14 protein-coding genes are annotated in these 15838 nt (G+C 41.4%); 11 read left to right on the top strand and 3 right to left on the bottom strand.

Annotated features, from left to right (window positions below; all coding sequences use genetic code 11):
- The first annotated feature begins 19 nt into the window (after nucleotides 1–19).
- On the top strand, nucleotides 20–940 hold the full coding sequence (locus ACPEH5_RS05770) for a LysR family transcriptional regulator (protein WP_166685465.1): 921 nt from the start codon (nucleotides 20–22) through the stop codon (nucleotides 938–940).
- On the opposite strand, the gene ACPEH5_RS05765 is transcribed toward ACPEH5_RS05770, so the two are convergent.
- The gene (locus ACPEH5_RS05765; RefSeq protein ID WP_166687059.1) at nucleotides 911–1849 is read right to left on the bottom strand and encodes a LysR family transcriptional regulator; all 939 of its coding nucleotides are present in this window, start codon (nucleotides 1847–1849) and stop codon (nucleotides 911–913) included. The two genes, ACPEH5_RS05770 and ACPEH5_RS05765, sit on opposite strands and share 30 nt — an antisense overlap.
- A 141-nt stretch (nucleotides 1850–1990) precedes the next feature.
- On the opposite strand from ACPEH5_RS05765, the gene lysA reads away from it, so the two are divergent.
- Nucleotides 1991–3256, top strand: coding sequence for a diaminopimelate decarboxylase (gene lysA, locus ACPEH5_RS05760; protein WP_042848713.1), 1266 nt, complete (start codon nucleotides 1991–1993; stop codon nucleotides 3254–3256).
- Between the two features lie 112 nt (nucleotides 3257–3368).
- Here the strand turns inward: lysA and fadE are convergent, their stop codons facing one another.
- Nucleotides 3369–5834 (bottom strand): acyl-CoA dehydrogenase FadE, encoded by a 2466-nt coding sequence (fadE, locus tag ACPEH5_RS05755; protein ID WP_042848712.1) that lies wholly within the window; start codon nucleotides 5832–5834, stop codon nucleotides 3369–3371.
- Nucleotides 5835–6221: 387 nt separating this feature from the next.
- Between fadE and lpcA the strand changes: the two genes are divergently transcribed.
- On the top strand, nucleotides 6222–6800 hold the full coding sequence (lpcA, locus tag ACPEH5_RS05750; protein WP_042848711.1) for a D-sedoheptulose 7-phosphate isomerase: 579 nt from the start codon (nucleotides 6222–6224) through the stop codon (nucleotides 6798–6800).
- Between the two features lie 27 nt (nucleotides 6801–6827).
- Nucleotides 6828–7595 (top strand): class II glutamine amidotransferase, encoded by a 768-nt coding sequence (locus tag ACPEH5_RS05745; RefSeq protein WP_042848710.1) that lies wholly within the window; start codon nucleotides 6828–6830, stop codon nucleotides 7593–7595.
- Here the strand turns inward: ACPEH5_RS05745 and ACPEH5_RS05740 are convergent.
- Nucleotides 7566–8303 (bottom strand): L,D-transpeptidase family protein, encoded by a 738-nt coding sequence (locus ACPEH5_RS05740; protein ID WP_042848709.1) that lies wholly within the window; start codon nucleotides 8301–8303, stop codon nucleotides 7566–7568. The genes ACPEH5_RS05745 and ACPEH5_RS05740 overlap by 30 nt on opposite strands.
- A gap of 414 nt (nucleotides 8304–8717) precedes the next feature.
- On the opposite strand from ACPEH5_RS05740, the gene ACPEH5_RS05735 reads away from it, so the two are divergent.
- From ACPEH5_RS05735 to ACPEH5_RS05705, 7 genes are all read left to right on the top strand, one after another.
- Nucleotides 8718–10061, top strand: a complete 1344-nt coding sequence (locus ACPEH5_RS05735; RefSeq protein WP_042848708.1) for a Na(+)-translocating NADH-quinone reductase subunit A — start codon at nucleotides 8718–8720, stop codon at nucleotides 10059–10061.
- A 4-nt stretch (nucleotides 10062–10065) separates the two neighbouring features.
- Entirely contained in the window at nucleotides 10066–11304 is a 1239-nt protein-coding gene (locus tag ACPEH5_RS05730) for an NADH:ubiquinone reductase (Na(+)-transporting) subunit B (protein ID WP_042848707.1), read from the top strand.
- Nucleotides 11297–12091 (top strand): Na(+)-translocating NADH-quinone reductase subunit C, encoded by a 795-nt coding sequence (locus ACPEH5_RS05725; protein ID WP_071547816.1) that lies wholly within the window; start codon nucleotides 11297–11299, stop codon nucleotides 12089–12091. Before ACPEH5_RS05730 ends, ACPEH5_RS05725 begins: the two co-directional genes overlap by 8 nt.
- A complete protein-coding gene (locus ACPEH5_RS05720; protein ID WP_042848705.1) occupies nucleotides 12084–12713 on the top strand; it encodes an NADH:ubiquinone reductase (Na(+)-transporting) subunit D in 630 nt (209 codons plus the stop codon). The genes ACPEH5_RS05725 and ACPEH5_RS05720 overlap by 8 nt, the downstream gene beginning before the upstream one ends.
- A 4-nt stretch (nucleotides 12714–12717) precedes the next feature.
- Complete coding sequence (nqrE, locus tag ACPEH5_RS05715) at nucleotides 12718–13314, top strand: NADH:ubiquinone reductase (Na(+)-transporting) subunit E (protein WP_042848704.1); 597 nt, start codon at nucleotides 12718–12720, stop codon at nucleotides 13312–13314.
- A 15-nt stretch (nucleotides 13315–13329) separates the two neighbouring features.
- Entirely contained in the window at nucleotides 13330–14556 is a 1227-nt protein-coding gene (gene nqrF, locus ACPEH5_RS05710; protein ID WP_042848703.1) for an NADH:ubiquinone reductase (Na(+)-transporting) subunit F, read from the top strand.
- Nucleotides 14557–14790: 234 nt separating this feature from the next.
- Nucleotides 14791–15822, top strand: a complete 1032-nt coding sequence (locus ACPEH5_RS05705; protein ID WP_042848702.1) for an FAD:protein FMN transferase — start codon at nucleotides 14791–14793, stop codon at nucleotides 15820–15822.
- Nucleotides 15823–15838 lie beyond the last annotated feature (16 nt).

The raw sequence follows: 15838 nt of genomic DNA, 5'->3' as shown, positions 1-15838 counted from the left end.
CCGGACGAATGGGGTGTAAATGGATAGGTTAAAGGCAGCACAAGTGTTTATCACGATAGTGGAACAAGGCAGTTTAGTTGGTGCTGCTGAAAAGTTAGATATGTCGCGTGCGATGGTGACACGTTATTTATCTGAAATGGAACAATGGGCTGGAGTACGGTTACTTAATCGAACAACAAGGCGTTTAAGTTTAACCTCCGCTGGTGAGGGGGTGTATCAGCAATCATTACAGCTCAATGCGATTTCACAATTAGTACCTGTACAACAACATCATGATGCAAAAGAGCTATCTGGCTTGGTACGTATTAGCTGTTCACAATCGATAGCCCAAAGTGCATTATCCGTTGCTATGGCAGAATTTTTGCAGCAATACCCAAATATGACGATAGATATGCAAATATCTAATAAATCGATTAATCTTATCGAAGAACGTATCGATTTAGCGATCCGTATTACTAACCAGCTAGAACCTAACTTAATTGCTAAGCCTTTATCGACCTGCCACTCTGTAATTTGTGCTTCCCCAAAGTTTTTAACGGGGAAAAAAATGCCCACTAAACCTGAAGACTTAGTGTTACTTGAATGTCTTACATATAGCTTTTTTGGGCGCAGCATTTGGCGTTTTGAAAAACAAGGGGAACAGCATACGGTATTAGTTGGCGGGCGGTTGAGCGCCAATGAGTCCGTATTTCTTGCCCAAGGCGCTTTAAATGGTGCAGGGGTTACCATGCAACCTTATTATTCCGTCGCAGAGTATTTAGCAAGTGGTGAGTTAATTCAATTATTATCTGATTACCAACCAATGCCATTAGGTATTTACGGGGTATACACCAGTCGACAAAAAATGCCTACACCATTACGTGCTGTGATTGATTTCCTTACAGACTGGTTCAAAACGTCACCATATTGGTTAGCGTTGATGCAACAAGGCCGACGCTAAGCTCTCTTCTATTTGGCTGAAGGTATTTTTTAGTGATTGGGTGAAAATATCTGTCAGTTGAGAAGATGGGCGGTGAATGGGGCGAATTAAACTCACTGTAAATGGAATGGAAAAACTGAGGGGACGGATCACCAATTTCCCTGCAGATTGCTGATGAAAGTCTAACGCTGTTAATGGGTTTACAATGGATATCCCGATCCCCTTTAATGCCATAGCGCATATGGATGATGCAGAGTGTGTCTCCATCACCATTTTTCGTTCAATATGGTGTTCTGTAAAGGTTGAATCAATTAACTGGCGGTAACTGTCTGTTAATGACAAACTGATAAATCGTTGATGTTGAAAGTCAGTAGGCGTTAAAACCTGTTTTAGTTCAAGGGGGTGCCCTGCAGGTAACACACACACCTCATTTAAACAGCCTAACGTTTGCTGTTCAGTGCCGGGTGGTAGTTGAAGGTGTTCTGTTAAGCCAAAGTCATAACGCTGAGCAGAAAGCCATTCTTCCAGAACTGGGGATTCTTGTGGGATCACCGTGATATTTACATCAGGGTAACTTTCCATAAATGACTGACAAACCTGAGGTAATAAAGACTGGGCAAAAGCCGGTAAACAAGTAATGGATATTTGTGCGTGTTCAAAACGCCGAATAGTTTTAGCCGAATTTTTGATCCGCTCTAATCCATAATAAGAACGCTCGACTTCTTCTAAAAAACGTAAGCCTTGCGCAGTTGGTTGTAAGCGGCCTTTTACCCTATCAAATAATTTAAATTGTAATAGATATTCAAGGCGAGCAAGTTCACGACTGATGGTGGGCTGTGATGTGCTCAGTAATGTAGCAGCTTCCGTTAAGTTTGGGGTAGTCATGACGGCACGGAATATTTCAATATGACGCCAAGAGATAGCTTGCATGTTTAGCCTCTAAATAAATGCTATATCAAATATGAATAGACTTTAGCAAAATGGATATTTTTTTTCCCGTTTTTTCTCTGAATAATAGATTTCAATACAATAAATTATTAAGACCATAAAAATTTGCAAACGAGAAAGACAATGACTTCATTCGCAACTACGACAAGCCAGTATTTAACACCTGAACATTTGCGTGGATTACCAGCCCAGTATGGGACCCCTGTTTGGGTTTATGATAGCGCTGTAATCATTGAGCGTATTAAGCAATTACAAGTCTTTGATACTGTTAGGTTTGCACAAAAAGCAAGCTCTAACATTCATATCCTCCGTTTAATGAAAGAGCAAGGGGTCAAAGTAGATTCTGTTTCTTTAGGTGAAATAGAGCGTGCGCTGGTCGCTGGCTTCCAAGCAGGGCGTGAAAACTCAGAAATTGTTTTTACCGCAGATGTATTGGACAGAGCAACATTAGAAAAAGTGACGGCTCTGGATATTCCGGTAAATGCAGGGTCGATTGACATGTTAGACCAAATTGGTCAGAAAAAATCTGGTCACCCAGTTTGGTTGCGGATTAACCCGGGGTTTGGTCATGGCCATAGCCAAAAGACTAATACGGGGGGTGAGAATAGCAAGCACGGTATTTGGCATGAAGATTTACCAGCCGCGTTAGAAAAAATTCGTCACTATAATTTATCGTTAGTGGGCATTCATATGCATATTGGTTCTGGCGTTGATTACCAACATCTTGCTGATGTGTGTGATTCAATGGTGGCATTGGTCACCACCGCTGGGGTTGACCTGCATGCGATTTCGGCAGGGGGAGGGTTATCAACCCCTTACCGTGAAAGCGATGAATTAATAGATGTACAACATTATTATAGTTTATGGAATAACGCCCGTCAGCGTATAGAGCAGCATTTAGGGCACTCAGTCGAACTTGAGATAGAACCGGGGCGTTATTTAATGGCTGAATCCGGTGTTTTGCTGGCGGAAGTCCGTGCGGTTAAAGATATGGGGAGCCGCCATTATGTGTTAGTGGATAGCGGTTTTAATGATTTAATGCGCCCTGCGATGTACGGCAGCTATCATCATGTATCTGTTCTAACTGCGGATGGCAGTTGTGCTGATAGCTCTCAACTCATCGATACTATTATTGCAGGCCCTCTATGTGAGTCAGGGGATGTATTTACTCAATTAGAGGGTGGTTTAGTTGTTACACGCGCATTACCTGAGGTCAAAGTAGGGGATTATTTAGTTTTCCACGATACTGGCGCTTATGGTGCATCTATGTCTTCGAATTATAATAGTCGTCCATTATTACCGGAAGTCATGTTTGTAGATGGCAAGCCAACGCTGATCCGTCGCCGCCAAACGATTGAAGAATTATTAGCATTAGAATTGGAATTATAAGTTTTAAATATAATTTACATACAAAAAGCCAGCTATAATAACTAGCTGGCTTTTTGTTGTTACCCTTAAACTCACTTCTAAGAAGATAACCTTTTATAATTTAATTTATAAATTAAGCTGCTTTCTTTTTCTTACTTGTATCTTCACTTGAAGGTTCGTCAGGAGACTTTTTTGACGGAAGTACCCCTAAGTCATCAAACTCAAACTCATCCACATTAATAGTCCGTAACCGGCTAGCTTCCGCTTTACGTAAAATATCAGCTTCTTCTTGCGTAATTACATTTTCAGGGAGTAATTGGTCTGCTAGTTCATCTAAGCGAGTAAAGCTGAGTTTACGCTCTTTTAAACGGCAGATACGGTCAAAGATTGGCTCAGCAGCAATAATATCGAGTAGTGCTTGGTTTACTAAGCCATGCGGGTTGTTTTCTGTTGGCGTTAAGTACTGACCACGACCTAATCTATCCCGTGTTTCAGAAGGTTCCATCAGTAGCTGCGCCAGTTTGTGGTCAAGTCGGTCAGATGGCATCGACATAGAACGGCCAACAGGGAAGAGTGTCACTCGCATTATCGCCGCTACCATTTTATTAGGGAAGTTTTTCAATAAATCATCCATGGCTTTTTCTGACTGATAGAGACAATCTTCAACAGCCCATTTTACTAGCGGTAAATCTGCTTTTTGGCGACCTTCATCCTCATAGCGTTTTAGGGTTGCAGAGGCAAGGTACAGGTTACTTAAAATATCCCCTAAGCGTGCCGAAATACGCTCACGGCGTTTTAAGCTTCCGCCTAACACCCCCATTGCCACGTCAGACAATAAAGCTAAGTTAGCACTTTGACGATTTAACATTTGATAATAACGGCGTGTTTCGTCTTTTGTTGGCGCGCTACTGCCACGACCGTTAGTCAAGCCTAACCAGAAACTCCGGAACTGGTTACTAATCACATGACCGATATGCCCGAATACAGCTTTATCAAATTTATGCAAATTATTATCTTTTGCAGCAGCCATTTCGTCTAATACAAATGGATGACAACGAATAGCACCTTGGCCGAAGATGATCATACTACGAGTGAGAATATTGGCCCCTTCAACCGTAATAGCGATTGGCGCACCTTGGTAGGCTCTGGCGACAAAGTTTGAATCGCCAAGGCAAATTCCTTTACCACCAGTGATATCCATTGCATCAATAATGGCGCGTTGACCTCTATGAGTACAATGGTATTTTACGATAGCAGAGAGAACCGCGGGTTTTTCGCCTAACATAATCCCCGACGTAATCAAAGTTGCTGCTGCATCCATCAAATAAGTGTTACCAGCAATGCGTGCTAATGGTTCTTCAATCCCTTCCATTTTACCAATTGATAATTTGAACTGGCGACGAATATAGGAATAAGCCCCTGTTGCAATAGCGATGCTCTTCAGACTTCCTGTTGAGTTAGATGGTAATGTAATACCGCGTCCGACAGAGAGACACTCGACAAGCATTCTCCAACCTTGCCCCGCCATCTTTGGCCCACCAATGATGTAATCAATAGGAACAAAGATATCTTGACCGCGAGTCGGGCCATTCATAAATGGCACATTAAGAGGGAAATGGCGATGGCCAATTTCGACCCCCGGTGTATTGGTTGGAATTAAAGCACAAGTGATACCAAGGTTTTTTTCTCCGCCTAATAGTTTATCTGGGTCAGATAATTTAAAGGCTAGCCCTAACACGGTCGCGATTGGTGCTAAGGTAATGTAGCGTTTATTCCATGTTAAACGCATACCAAGGACTTGTTCACCTTGCCATTCACCCATGCAAACTATGCCAGTATCTGGGATCGCACCTGCATCAGACCCTGCTTCAGGGCTTGTTAAAGCAAAACATGGAATTTCTTCACCAGTAGCTAAACCCGGTAAATAACGCTGTTTTTGCTCATCGGTACCATAATGTTGTAGGAGTTCACCAGGACCTAAAGAGTTAGGAACACCGACAGTTATTGCCAGTATGCCCGAAACTCCGGCAAGTTTTTGTAATACTTGTGATTGAGCATAGGCAGAAAATTCAAGACCTCCGTATTCTTTTTTGATGATCATGGCAAAGAAACGGTGATCGCGTAAATATTGCCACACTTCAGGAGGGAGGTCTGCGAGCTCATGACTCACTTCAAAATCATTGACCATGCCACAAACTGTTTCAACGGGACCATCAATAAATGCTTGTTCTTCGGCAGTCAATTGTGGTTTTGGGTAGTCATGAAGCTTATTCCAATTAGGGGCTCCTCGGAAAAGGTCGCCTTCCCACCAAGTTGTCCCTGCATCAATGGCTTCTTTTTCTGTTCTTGACATTGGTGGCATGACTTTTTGAAACATTTTCATAGCGCGGGCGGAAAATAATGATTGGCGTATTGGGCTGAAAACAAATGGAAATAATACTAAGGCGACTGGCAATAACATCCAGTAGCTCCAAATATTTATCACACCCATAACAGCAGTATAAGCCAATAATAATATTGCGCTAAAAACCAACGATGTTTTGTGATAACAAAGTACGCCAATTAAGGCTAGGAATAACACAATGCTGAGAAGGATCATAGTTAAGCTCCTGTCCACTTGTAAGAGGTCTGACCTGTTTGTTATCTTAATCTATACCCATTAATAAAGAATTAGCAATGTATTTACATCCTAATTACAACTTGGCTCACAAAAACACCAAATTATGAAAATGGTTAAGGTAATTTACATTAAGGCCATTAAAAAATTATGGTTACTAGTAAGGAAAAAGGAGGTCTTTTTCTACGAAGCTAAGGCAGCACAATCAAAAGTAGAAACAAAACAATCCCTGTGCAACAATCTGAGTATTAAAGGTTAATTGTGGATACCTATCTGCTCTTTGCCATTAGATGGCATTTTTATTTAGGCTATTTTAAATATAAATTAATCATACTCTCTGTAACATGTTCTTAATTAAGAGGAAACCTCATGTATCAAGACCTGATCCGTGGCGAGCTAACAGAAGCTGCCGACACGCTATCAAATTTCCTTAGCGATGACGCAAATATTGAAGCTATTCAAAAAGCAGCCGTATTGTTAGCCGATTCTTTTAAAGCTGGTGGCAAAGTATTGTCTTGTGGTAATGGTGGTTCACACTGCGATGCGATGCATTTTGCTGAAGAGTTAACAGGGCGCTATCGTGAAAATCGTCCCGGTTATCCAGCGATTGCAATTTCAGATGTTAGTCATCTGTCTTGTGTCAGTAATGACTTCGGTTATGAATATGTTTTTTCACGTTTTATTGAAGCAGTAGGGATGAAGGGTGATGTTTTACTGGGCATCTCAACATCTGGTAATTCAGGGAATATTATCAAAGCGATTAGCGCTGCTCGTGAGAAAGGGATGAAAGTAATCACGCTAACAGGTAAAGATGGCGGGAAAATGGCAGGTACCGCAGATATTGAAATCCGTGTCCCACACTTTGGTTATGCTGATCGCATTCAAGAAATTCATATTAAAGTTATCCATATCTTAATTCAGTTGATTGAAAAAGAGATGGTGAAGTAAAGTTTTAACCGGTTTAGGAGCCTTTAAATGTGTGAGTTACTTGGCATGAGTGCCAATGTTCCAACTGATATTACGTTTAGTCTTAGTGGGTTAATTTCTCGAGGTGGGCATACCGGTCCACACAAAGATGGCTGGGGAATTACGTTCTATGAAGGCTTGGGATGTCGCACATTTAAAGATCCTCAACCAAGTTTTTTATCACCCGTTGCCCGCTTTGTGCAGGAATATCCTATTAAATCAGAAACGATTGTTGCGCATATTCGGCAAGCAAATCAAGGTGATGTATCATTAGTCAATACACATCCCTTTACGCGTGAATTGTGGGGGCGCAATTGGACTTATGCTCATAATGGCCAATTAAAGGGCTATCGTTCATTGAAAACAGGGCGTTATTGGCCTATCGGTGAAACTGATAGCGAATGGATATTTTGCTGGATTTTACATCAGTTAAGTGAAAAGTACCCACGAAAACCCTCCAATTGGAAAAGCGTGTTTCGTTTTGTCGCGACATTGGCGGATCAGCTACGTCATAAAGGGGTGTTTAATATGTTGCTCTCTGATGGGCAATATTTGATGGCGTTTAGTTCAACGAATTTACATTGGCTGACGCGTAGAGCACCCTTTGGTAAAGCGAAATTATTAGATCAAGATATTGAAATTGATTTCGAGCAATGCACCACACCCACTGATATTGTTTCTGTTATTGCAACTCAACCTTTAACGGGAAATGAAAATTGGCAGCGGATCGAGCCAGGTAACTTTGTATTATTCCATCTTGGTGAGCGCATATTGTGATTTAGATCCTAATAATTTCGTTGGGGTATCTGGTAAGCTAACTACCGCGTATTTACCTAATGTCACTGAAATTTCTGCGGGTCTTCCTGTTTGGTTAAAGTATTCGTAAGCAGGCTGTAGCTGTTTCCAAAATGAATAGTGACTTGAGTTTCTGTAGCGCGTCATATTTTCATTTGTCATCTTAAATGGGTAGATGCTGACATTGATGGTTGGCTGGCCATTTAATAAGGCAGTTTCGACGGTTTGATAAATTTCACCCATATATTTATCTGTCATGGCATAGCATCCTACAGAAACGCAACTGCCATGGATCATTAGGTAACTACCGCTGTAACCTTGTGCTTTATCGTATTCATTAGGGAATCCAATATTGATAGATCGGTAATACCGACTATTTGGGTTGAGCTGTTCTGCGGTAATTTGATAAAATCCCTCAGGGCTTTTGAGGTCTCCTTCTATTTTTTTCGGGCCAAGGCCCCCAGAAAACTTACAAATTGGGTAAGTTTTGGTCAGCTTATATTTTCCAGAAGGGGTTTTTTGATAGAGTTCGAGTAAACCCTCTTGCTTAAATATTTGAATAAAAATAGATGAATTTTGATTATCCAAAGCATTATTCTTAAGTATAAATGAAGAGTTGCTCGCCTGAATTACAGGTGGATATATGAGTACAAATGGAAAAATTGCACTAAAAAATTTACTTAATTTCATACTAAGGCCAAATGTAGAAGTTTTCACTGATTAAAAAGAATACAGAATTTATGCATTTTAGACGAGTAAATAGAAAATTAATATAGCTTGTTAATAGTTTTTAGATGAATCTTTATCGGTTAAATAGTAATCAGCAATCGATAAAGGTGATGTTATAGTTCGGCAATTTCGAATTGTTAACAGAAAAATTTAAATATTAATGCAATTTGCTTGAACTATGTCACTTCTATAGACGGACATAGTGAGTGGGAACTGATAAAATTACGTCCGGCAGAAGAAAAAATTTAGTAACAATTATGTGAAAATACCTGCTTAAGTGGCGAAAGTGGCTTGAGCTGTTTTTATTACTGAGTCGCTATCATTCATTGCTGAATCGTTAGCTTAGGGTTTAACTGATAAACTTGTGCAGATCTTATGATTAAAATTAAAAAAGGCCTTAACCTTCCCATCGCAGGTGAGCCAGCCCAAGTGATAGAAGACGGCCCGAAAATTCAACACGTAGCTGTGCTAGGTGAAGAATATGTCGGAATGCGTCCTTCGATGCTGGTTAAAGAAGGTGAACGTGTCATAAAAGGGCAGGTTCTTTTTGAAGATAAAAAGAATCCGGGGGTTGTTTTTACAAGTCCAGCCTGTGGTAAAATTGTTGCTATTCATCGTGGTGAGCGTCGTGTGCTTCAATCTGTTGTCATTGAAATTGACGGTGATGAACAGGAAAACTTTGCAGCTTATACTCGTACTGAGTTATCTGCATTAACCAGAGAACAAGTCGAAGATAATCTGATTAAATCAGGTTTGTGGACCTCTTTAAGAACGCGTCCATTTAGTCGTTCGCCACAACCAGGTTCTTCACCTAGCGCTATTTTTGTTACCGCAATGGACACAAACCCTCTTGCTGCTGATGCCGTTTTGGTTATTCGTGAACAAGAACAGGCATTTAACGATGGGTTATTAGTCCTTAGCCATTTAACAGAAGGTAAAATCCATGTATGTCATGGAGAGGGGGATTTACCAAAAGTTGAGGCTCATAGCCAGATTTCATACACCCAGTTTGCGGGTCCTCATCCTGCTGGGTTAGCGGGGACTCATATCCATTTCTTGGAGCCAGTAAGCATCAAGAAAAAGGTATGGAGCCTTAATTACCAAGACGTTATTGCGATTGGTAAGCTGTTTGTCACTGGGCAGCTTTATACTGACCGTATCGTTTCATTGGCAGGGCCACAGGTTGAAAAGCCGCGTTTATTACGCACTTGCCTTGGCGCTGATTTATATGAATTAACTCAAGGCCAGCTTAAAGCGGGCGAAAACCGTATTATTTCAGGCTCTGTCCTTTGGGGCGTAACTTGTGATGATACCCATCATTATCTTGGCCGTTTTCACAATCAAGTCTCTGTATTAGCCGAAGGTCGCGATAAAGAACTATTTGGCTGGATTATGCCTGGTGTTAATAAATTTACGATCACTCGTACTACGATCGGGCATTTCCTGAAAAATAAGCGCTTTAATTTTACGACAACAATGAACGGCGGTGAGCGTTCAATGGTACCAATTGGTAACTATGAGCGTGTTATGCCTCTTGACATCATGATCACTCATTTGTTGCGCGATCTCCTCGCTGGAGATACCGATACATCACAAGAATTGGGCTGTTTAGAGTTGGACGAAGAAGATTTAGGTTTATGTACCTATGTTTGCCCAGCGAAGTACGAGTATGGTCCTGTATTACGTGATGTTCTGACCAAGATTGAGCTAGAAGGGTGATTCCATGGGTCTGAAAAATTTATTTGAAAAGTATGAACACCATTTTGAGCCCGGTGGAAAACTCGCTAAATACTATGCATTGTATGAAGCAGTTTCTACAGTGTTCTATACACCGGGAACGGTGACGAAAGGTCGTTCTCATGTCAGGGACACTATTGACCTGAAGCGCATGATGATTTTAGTCTGGCTTGCTGTTTTCCCTGCAATGTTCTGGGGGATGTACAACGTAGGCAACCAAGCTATCCCTGCACTTCATCAACTGTATAGTGGAGCAGAGCTACAGCAAGTGCTCGCGAGTGACTGGCATTATAGTTTGGCACAATTTTTAGGTGCCTCGCTGTCAATGGATGCTGGTTGGGGAAGTAAAATGCTGCTTGGTGCAGTTTATTTTCTTCCTATTTATGCCGTTGTTTTCCTTGTCGGTGGGTTCTGGGAAGTGTTGTTTGCCATGATCCGTGGTCATGAAATCAACGAAGGCTTCTTTATAACCTCTATCTTGTTTGCTTTGATTGTGCCTCCAACAATTCCTTTATGGCAAGCGGCTCTTGGTATTACCTTCGGTGTCGTGATTGCTAAGGAAATTTTCGGTGGTACAGGGCGTAACTTCTTAAACCCTGCGTTAGCGGGTCGTGCATTTTTATTCTTTGCTTACCCTGCTCAAATCTCCGGTGACTTGGTTTGGACTGCAGCGGATGGTTTCTCGGGAGCAACTCCATTATCACAGTGGGCTTCAGGTGGCGAACACGCGCTAATGAACACAGTAACAAGTGAGCCTATCACTTGGATGCAAGCGTTCTTAGGTAATATGCCAGGCTCGATCGGTGAAGTTTCGACGCTGATGTTGTTTATTGGTGGCGCACTCATCATGTTCTTCCGCATTGCATCATGGCGTATTGTGGCGGGTGTCATGGTTGGTATGATTGCCATGTCTTACCTATTTAATGCTATTGGTTCAGACACCAATCCGTTATTTGCCATGCCTTGGTGGTGGCATATGGTTCTGGGTGGCTTTGCATTTGGTATGATTTTTATGGCGACAGACCCAGTATCCGCTTCATTCACTGATAAAGGTAAATGGGCATATGGCATTCTGATCGGCGTAATGTGTGTACTTATCAGGGTAGTAAATCCGGCTTATCCTGAAGGGATGATGCTGGCTATTCTGTTCGCCAACCTGTTTGCTCCTTTGTTTGACTATCTGGTCGTTCAAGCAAATATTAAGCGGAGAAAAGCTCGTGGCTAATGATAAACCAATTAATAAAGATAGCGTCGGTAGAACATTTCTAGTTATTTTTATCCTTTGTCTAGTTTGTTCTGTTGTTGTCGCAGGTGCTGCAGTTGGTTTGAAGCCGAAGCAGCAAGAACAAATTCAGTTAGATACTCAGCGTAATATTTTAAGCGTGGCAGGTTTAATGCAGCCTAAAATGACCGCAGAAGAAATCCAAAAAATTTATGGGGAGCGCATCGAACCTAAGCTTTTGAATTTCAAAACGAATGAACTATCTGATAGCACTAGCCGTTATGATCTAAATGCTGAGCTACGTAGCGATGAAACCAGTATTGCCCTTTCTCCAGCAGAGGATATCGCAAAAATTCGCCGTCGCGCCAATAGTGCTGAAATCTATTTAGTGAAAGATGATGCCGGCAAAGTATCACAAATTATTTTACCTGTTTATGGTTCAGGTTTGTGGTCTGTAATGTATGCGTTTGTGGCAATCGATGTTGATGGGGTAACCTCACGCGGTATCACTTACTACTCGCATGGTGAAACACCAGGTTTAGGTGGCGAAGTCGATAACCCACAATGGAAAGCCCAATGGCCGGGTAAAAAACTGTTCAATGAACAGGGTATTCCGGCAATTAAAATCGTACGTGGTGGTGCCACAGATAGCCCATACGGTATCGATGGCCTTTCAGGTGCAACCCTAACGTCAAACGGAATTCAACATATGTTTGATTTTTGGTTAGGGGATAACGGCTTTGGTCCGTTCCTGAAAAAAGTACGTGAAGGAGCGCTGAATAATGGCTGATTCAAAAGAAATAAAACGCGTCCTACTTGGACCACTATTAGATAACAACCCAATTGCTTTGCAAATACTGGGGGTCTGTTCTGCATTAGCAGTAACAACTAAGTTAGAAACAGCATTGGTTATGACCATTGCGGTAACATTAGTTACGGCATTTTCTAACTTCTTTATTTCACTGATTAGAAATTATATTCCAAGCAGTGTGCGTATTATTGTACAGATGGCAATCATCGCTTCTCTCGTCATCGTGGTTGACCAAATTTTACGTGCGTATGCCTATGAAATATCAAAGCAACTTTCAGTATTCGTTGGTTTGATTATTACTAACTGTATCGTAATGGGGCGTGCTGAAGCTTATGCAATGAAAGCGCCACCAATAGAAAGCTTTATGGATGGTATCGGTAATGGTCTTGGCTATGGTGTGATCCTTGTATTAGTCGGTTTCTTTAGGGAATTATTTGGCTCCGGCAAACTGTTTGGTATCACTGTCTTTGAATCACTGCAAAACGGTGGCTGGTACATGCCTAATGGCTTGTTCCTCCTCGCGCCAAGTGCATTCTTTATCATCGGTATGCTGATTTGGGGACTACGTATCCTGAAACCAGCTCAGGTAGAGAAGGACTAATCACATGGAACACTATATTAGCCTATTTGTTAAATCCATTTTTATTGAAAATATGGCGTTAGCATTCTTTTTAGGTATGTGTACTTTTCTCGCTGTTTCAAAGAATGTTAAAACAGCCTTTGGACTGGGGATCGCAGTAACTGTCGTTCTTGGTATCTCTGTTCCAGCTAATAACTTGGTGTATAACTTAGTGTTGCGTGATGGGGCAATAGCAGAGGGTATTGATTTATCCTTTTTGAACTTCATCACCTTTATCGGTGTTATTGCTGCATTGGTTCAGATCCTTGAGATGATTTTGGATCGTTACTTCCCATCACTGTATAACGCACTTGGTATCTTCTTGCCATTGATTACTGTTAACTGTGCAATTTTCGGTGGTGTTTCTTTCATGGCTCAACGCGATTATAACTTTAGCGAATCGATAGTGTATGGGTTTGGTTCGGGGATCGGTTGGATGCTTGCCATTGTCTTGTTGGCAGCTATCCGTGAGAAAATGAAGTACTCAGATATTCCAGCGGGTCTAAAAGGGTTAGGTATCACCTTTGTGACAACCGGCTTGATGGCATTGGGCTTTATGTCCTTCTCCGGTGTGCAGCTATAAAGGCGAGAAGAATTCATGGAAATTATTATTTTAGGTGTAGTGATGTTTACCCTGATTGTCTTGGTGCTTACAGGCTTAATCCTGTTTGCAAAATCCAAGTTAGTCAATACAGGGAACATCAAAGTTGAAGTAAATGGCGACCCTGACAAAAGCTTTGAGGCTCCAGCTGGCGATAAGCTGTTAGGTATGCTATCTAATCAAGGTATTTTTGTTTCATCTGCTTGTGGTGGTGGTGGTTCATGCGGCCAGTGCCGTGTGACAATCAAAGAGGGTGGTGGTGATATTCTGCCGACAGAACTTTCCCACATTAATAAGCGAGAAGCAAAAGAAGGTTGTCGTTTAGCTTGTCAGGTTAACGTTAAGCAAGATTTAAAAATTGAGCTTCCAGAAGAAATCTTTGGTGTGAAAAAGTGGGAGTGCGAAGTTATTTCTAATGACAATAAAGCCACTTTCATTAAAGAGCTGAGATTGAAGATACCAGAAGGGGAGGTTGTTCCTTTCCGTGCCGGTGGTTTTATTCAAATTGAATGCCCTGAACATATTGTTAAATATGAAGATTTCGATGTACCTGAAGAGTATCGTGAAGACTGGGATAAATTTAACCTATTCCGTTATGTTTCAGAGGTTAAAGAGCCTACTGTACGTGCCTATTCAATGGCCAACTACCCTGAAGAATACGGCATTATTATGTTAAACGTGCGGATAGCAACGCCTCCGCCACGTAACCCAGATGTTCCACCAGGAATTATGTCCTCTTATATTTGGTCATTAAAACCAGGGGATAAAGTGACAATTTCCGGTCCATTTGGTGAGTTCTTTGCAAAAGAAACTGAAGCTGAAATGGTGTTTATCGGTGGTGGTGCGGGTATGGCGCCAATGCGTTCCCACATATTTGACCAATTGCGCCGTTTAAATTCTAAGCGTAAAATTAGTTTCTGGTATGGGGCTCGTTCAGTTCGCGAAATGTTCTATACAGAAGATTTTGACCAACTTGCCGCGGAACACGAAAACTTTACATGGAATATTGCACTTTCAGATCCTTTACCAGAGGATAACTGGGATGGTTATACCGGCTTTATCCATAATGTTCTGTATGACAATTACTTAAAAGATCACCCAGCACCAGAAGATTGTGAGTTCTATATGTGTGGGCCTCCAATGATGAATGCTGCTGTAATTAAGATGCTTAAAGACCTTGGTGTTGAAGATGAAAACATCTTACTAGATGACTTTGGTGGTTAAGTTATTAGGTTTATTGTACTTAACAAGGTTAGTACAGTGATAACACTTTAAAGAGGGAAGCTACTTCCCTCTTTGTAATTTAACAATGATGGCTAATTACTAATTATCTAATTGGTAATTAGTAAGTTAATAATTATTTTGACTGAAACATTCTCTGCATGGGTGACGATGTAAAGTGTGTTAATAGTCTGAGCGACTTCTACAGACTCGCTCATGATTGACGCGGAGAAAACGATGCTAAGTAAAAGAATTTATACCCCAATACTTCTGTTTGTCGCGACCCTGTTTCTTGCTGCTTGTGGTGGGCCAGAGCAACAAAATCTTCAGGGACAAACAATGGGCACTTATTACTCGGTTAAATATGTTACGGATTCTTCAGGGGCAAAACCTGAAGCGATTCAAGCTGAGATAGATAAGCGCTTAGAAGAAGTTAATGACCAGATGTCAACTTACCGACCTGACTCTGAGTTAAGTCGTTTTAACCAGTCTAAAGACATAAATACACCATTCCCTGTCTCCGCAGCAACTGCAACAGTTGTTAAAAAAGCTATTGAGATTAATAAAATCACAGATGGCTCTTTAGATGTAACTGTTGGGCCTTTAGTTAACTTATGGGGGTTTGGCCCAGAAGGGAGAGTCACTAAAGCCCCTTCAGATGAAGAATTGGCCAAGCGCAGAGCATGGGTAGGGATTGACAAATTATCCGTTCAAGACAATAACCTAGTCAAAACCATTCCTGAACTATATGTAGATCTTTCATCAATTGCGAAAGGCTATGGTGTAGACGTTGTTGCTGAATACTTAGAGTCAGCGGGTATCAACAACTACATGGTTGATATTGGTGGTGAAGTGCGCACTAAAGGTACCAATGGTAAAGAGGCGCCTTGGCGTATTGCCATTGAAAAACCTGCGGCAGATGGTGTAAGCCAAACAGTGCAAGAAGTTATCGAGCCTGGAGATAGCTCAATTGCAACCTCTGGGGATTACCGTAACTATTTTGAACAGGATGGAGTTCGTTTTTCTCATACTATTGACCCAAAATCAGGGCGACCGATTACCCATAATCTAGTTTCTATTACGGTTATTGCAGATAACTGTATGAGTGCCGATGGGCTATCAACAGGGCTAAATGTGCTAGGGCCTGAAGCTGGCTTTGCCTTAGCTGAGAAAATGAATATTCCTGTTTTTATGATTGTTAAGACAGATAAAGGTTTTGAAGAGCGTTATACTAAAGCATTCGAACCATTTTTAACCAAGAAGCAGTAATTCGGGGAGGATAAAG

The sequence above is a fragment of the Providencia sp. NPDC089933 genome, from assembly GCF_049545585.1.
Lineage (GTDB): Bacteria > Pseudomonadota > Gammaproteobacteria > Enterobacterales > Enterobacteriaceae > Providencia > Providencia huashanensis.
Note: the sequence above shows the minus strand (reverse complement) of the source record. Positions and strands in the feature narration are given on the sequence as shown.

Coding starts and splice junctions, on each gene's coding strand:
- ACPEH5_RS05770 (WP_166685465.1), top strand. CDS start 20: ATGGATAGGTTAAAGGCAGCACAAGTGTTTATCACGATAGTGGAACAA.
- ACPEH5_RS05765 (WP_166687059.1), bottom strand. CDS start 1,849: ATGCAAGCTATCTCTTGGCGTCATATTGAAATATTCCGTGCCGTCATG.
- lysA (WP_042848713.1), top strand. CDS start 1,991: ATGACTTCATTCGCAACTACGACAAGCCAGTATTTAACACCTGAACAT.
- fadE (WP_042848712.1), bottom strand. CDS start 5,834: ATGATCCTTCTCAGCATTGTGTTATTCCTAGCCTTAATTGGCGTACTT.
- lpcA (WP_042848711.1), top strand. CDS start 6,222: ATGTATCAAGACCTGATCCGTGGCGAGCTAACAGAAGCTGCCGACACG.
- ACPEH5_RS05745 (WP_042848710.1), top strand. CDS start 6,828: ATGTGTGAGTTACTTGGCATGAGTGCCAATGTTCCAACTGATATTACG.
- ACPEH5_RS05740 (WP_042848709.1), bottom strand. CDS start 8,303: ATGAAATTAAGTAAATTTTTTAGTGCAATTTTTCCATTTGTACTCATA.
- ACPEH5_RS05735 (WP_042848708.1), top strand. CDS start 8,718: ATGATTAAAATTAAAAAAGGCCTTAACCTTCCCATCGCAGGTGAGCCA.
- ACPEH5_RS05730 (WP_042848707.1), top strand. CDS start 10,066: ATGGGTCTGAAAAATTTATTTGAAAAGTATGAACACCATTTTGAGCCC.
- ACPEH5_RS05720 (WP_042848705.1), top strand. CDS start 12,084: ATGGCTGATTCAAAAGAAATAAAACGCGTCCTACTTGGACCACTATTA.
- nqrE (WP_042848704.1), top strand. CDS start 12,718: ATGGAACACTATATTAGCCTATTTGTTAAATCCATTTTTATTGAAAAT.
- nqrF (WP_042848703.1), top strand. CDS start 13,330: ATGGAAATTATTATTTTAGGTGTAGTGATGTTTACCCTGATTGTCTTG.
- ACPEH5_RS05705 (WP_042848702.1), top strand. CDS start 14,791: ATGCTAAGTAAAAGAATTTATACCCCAATACTTCTGTTTGTCGCGACC.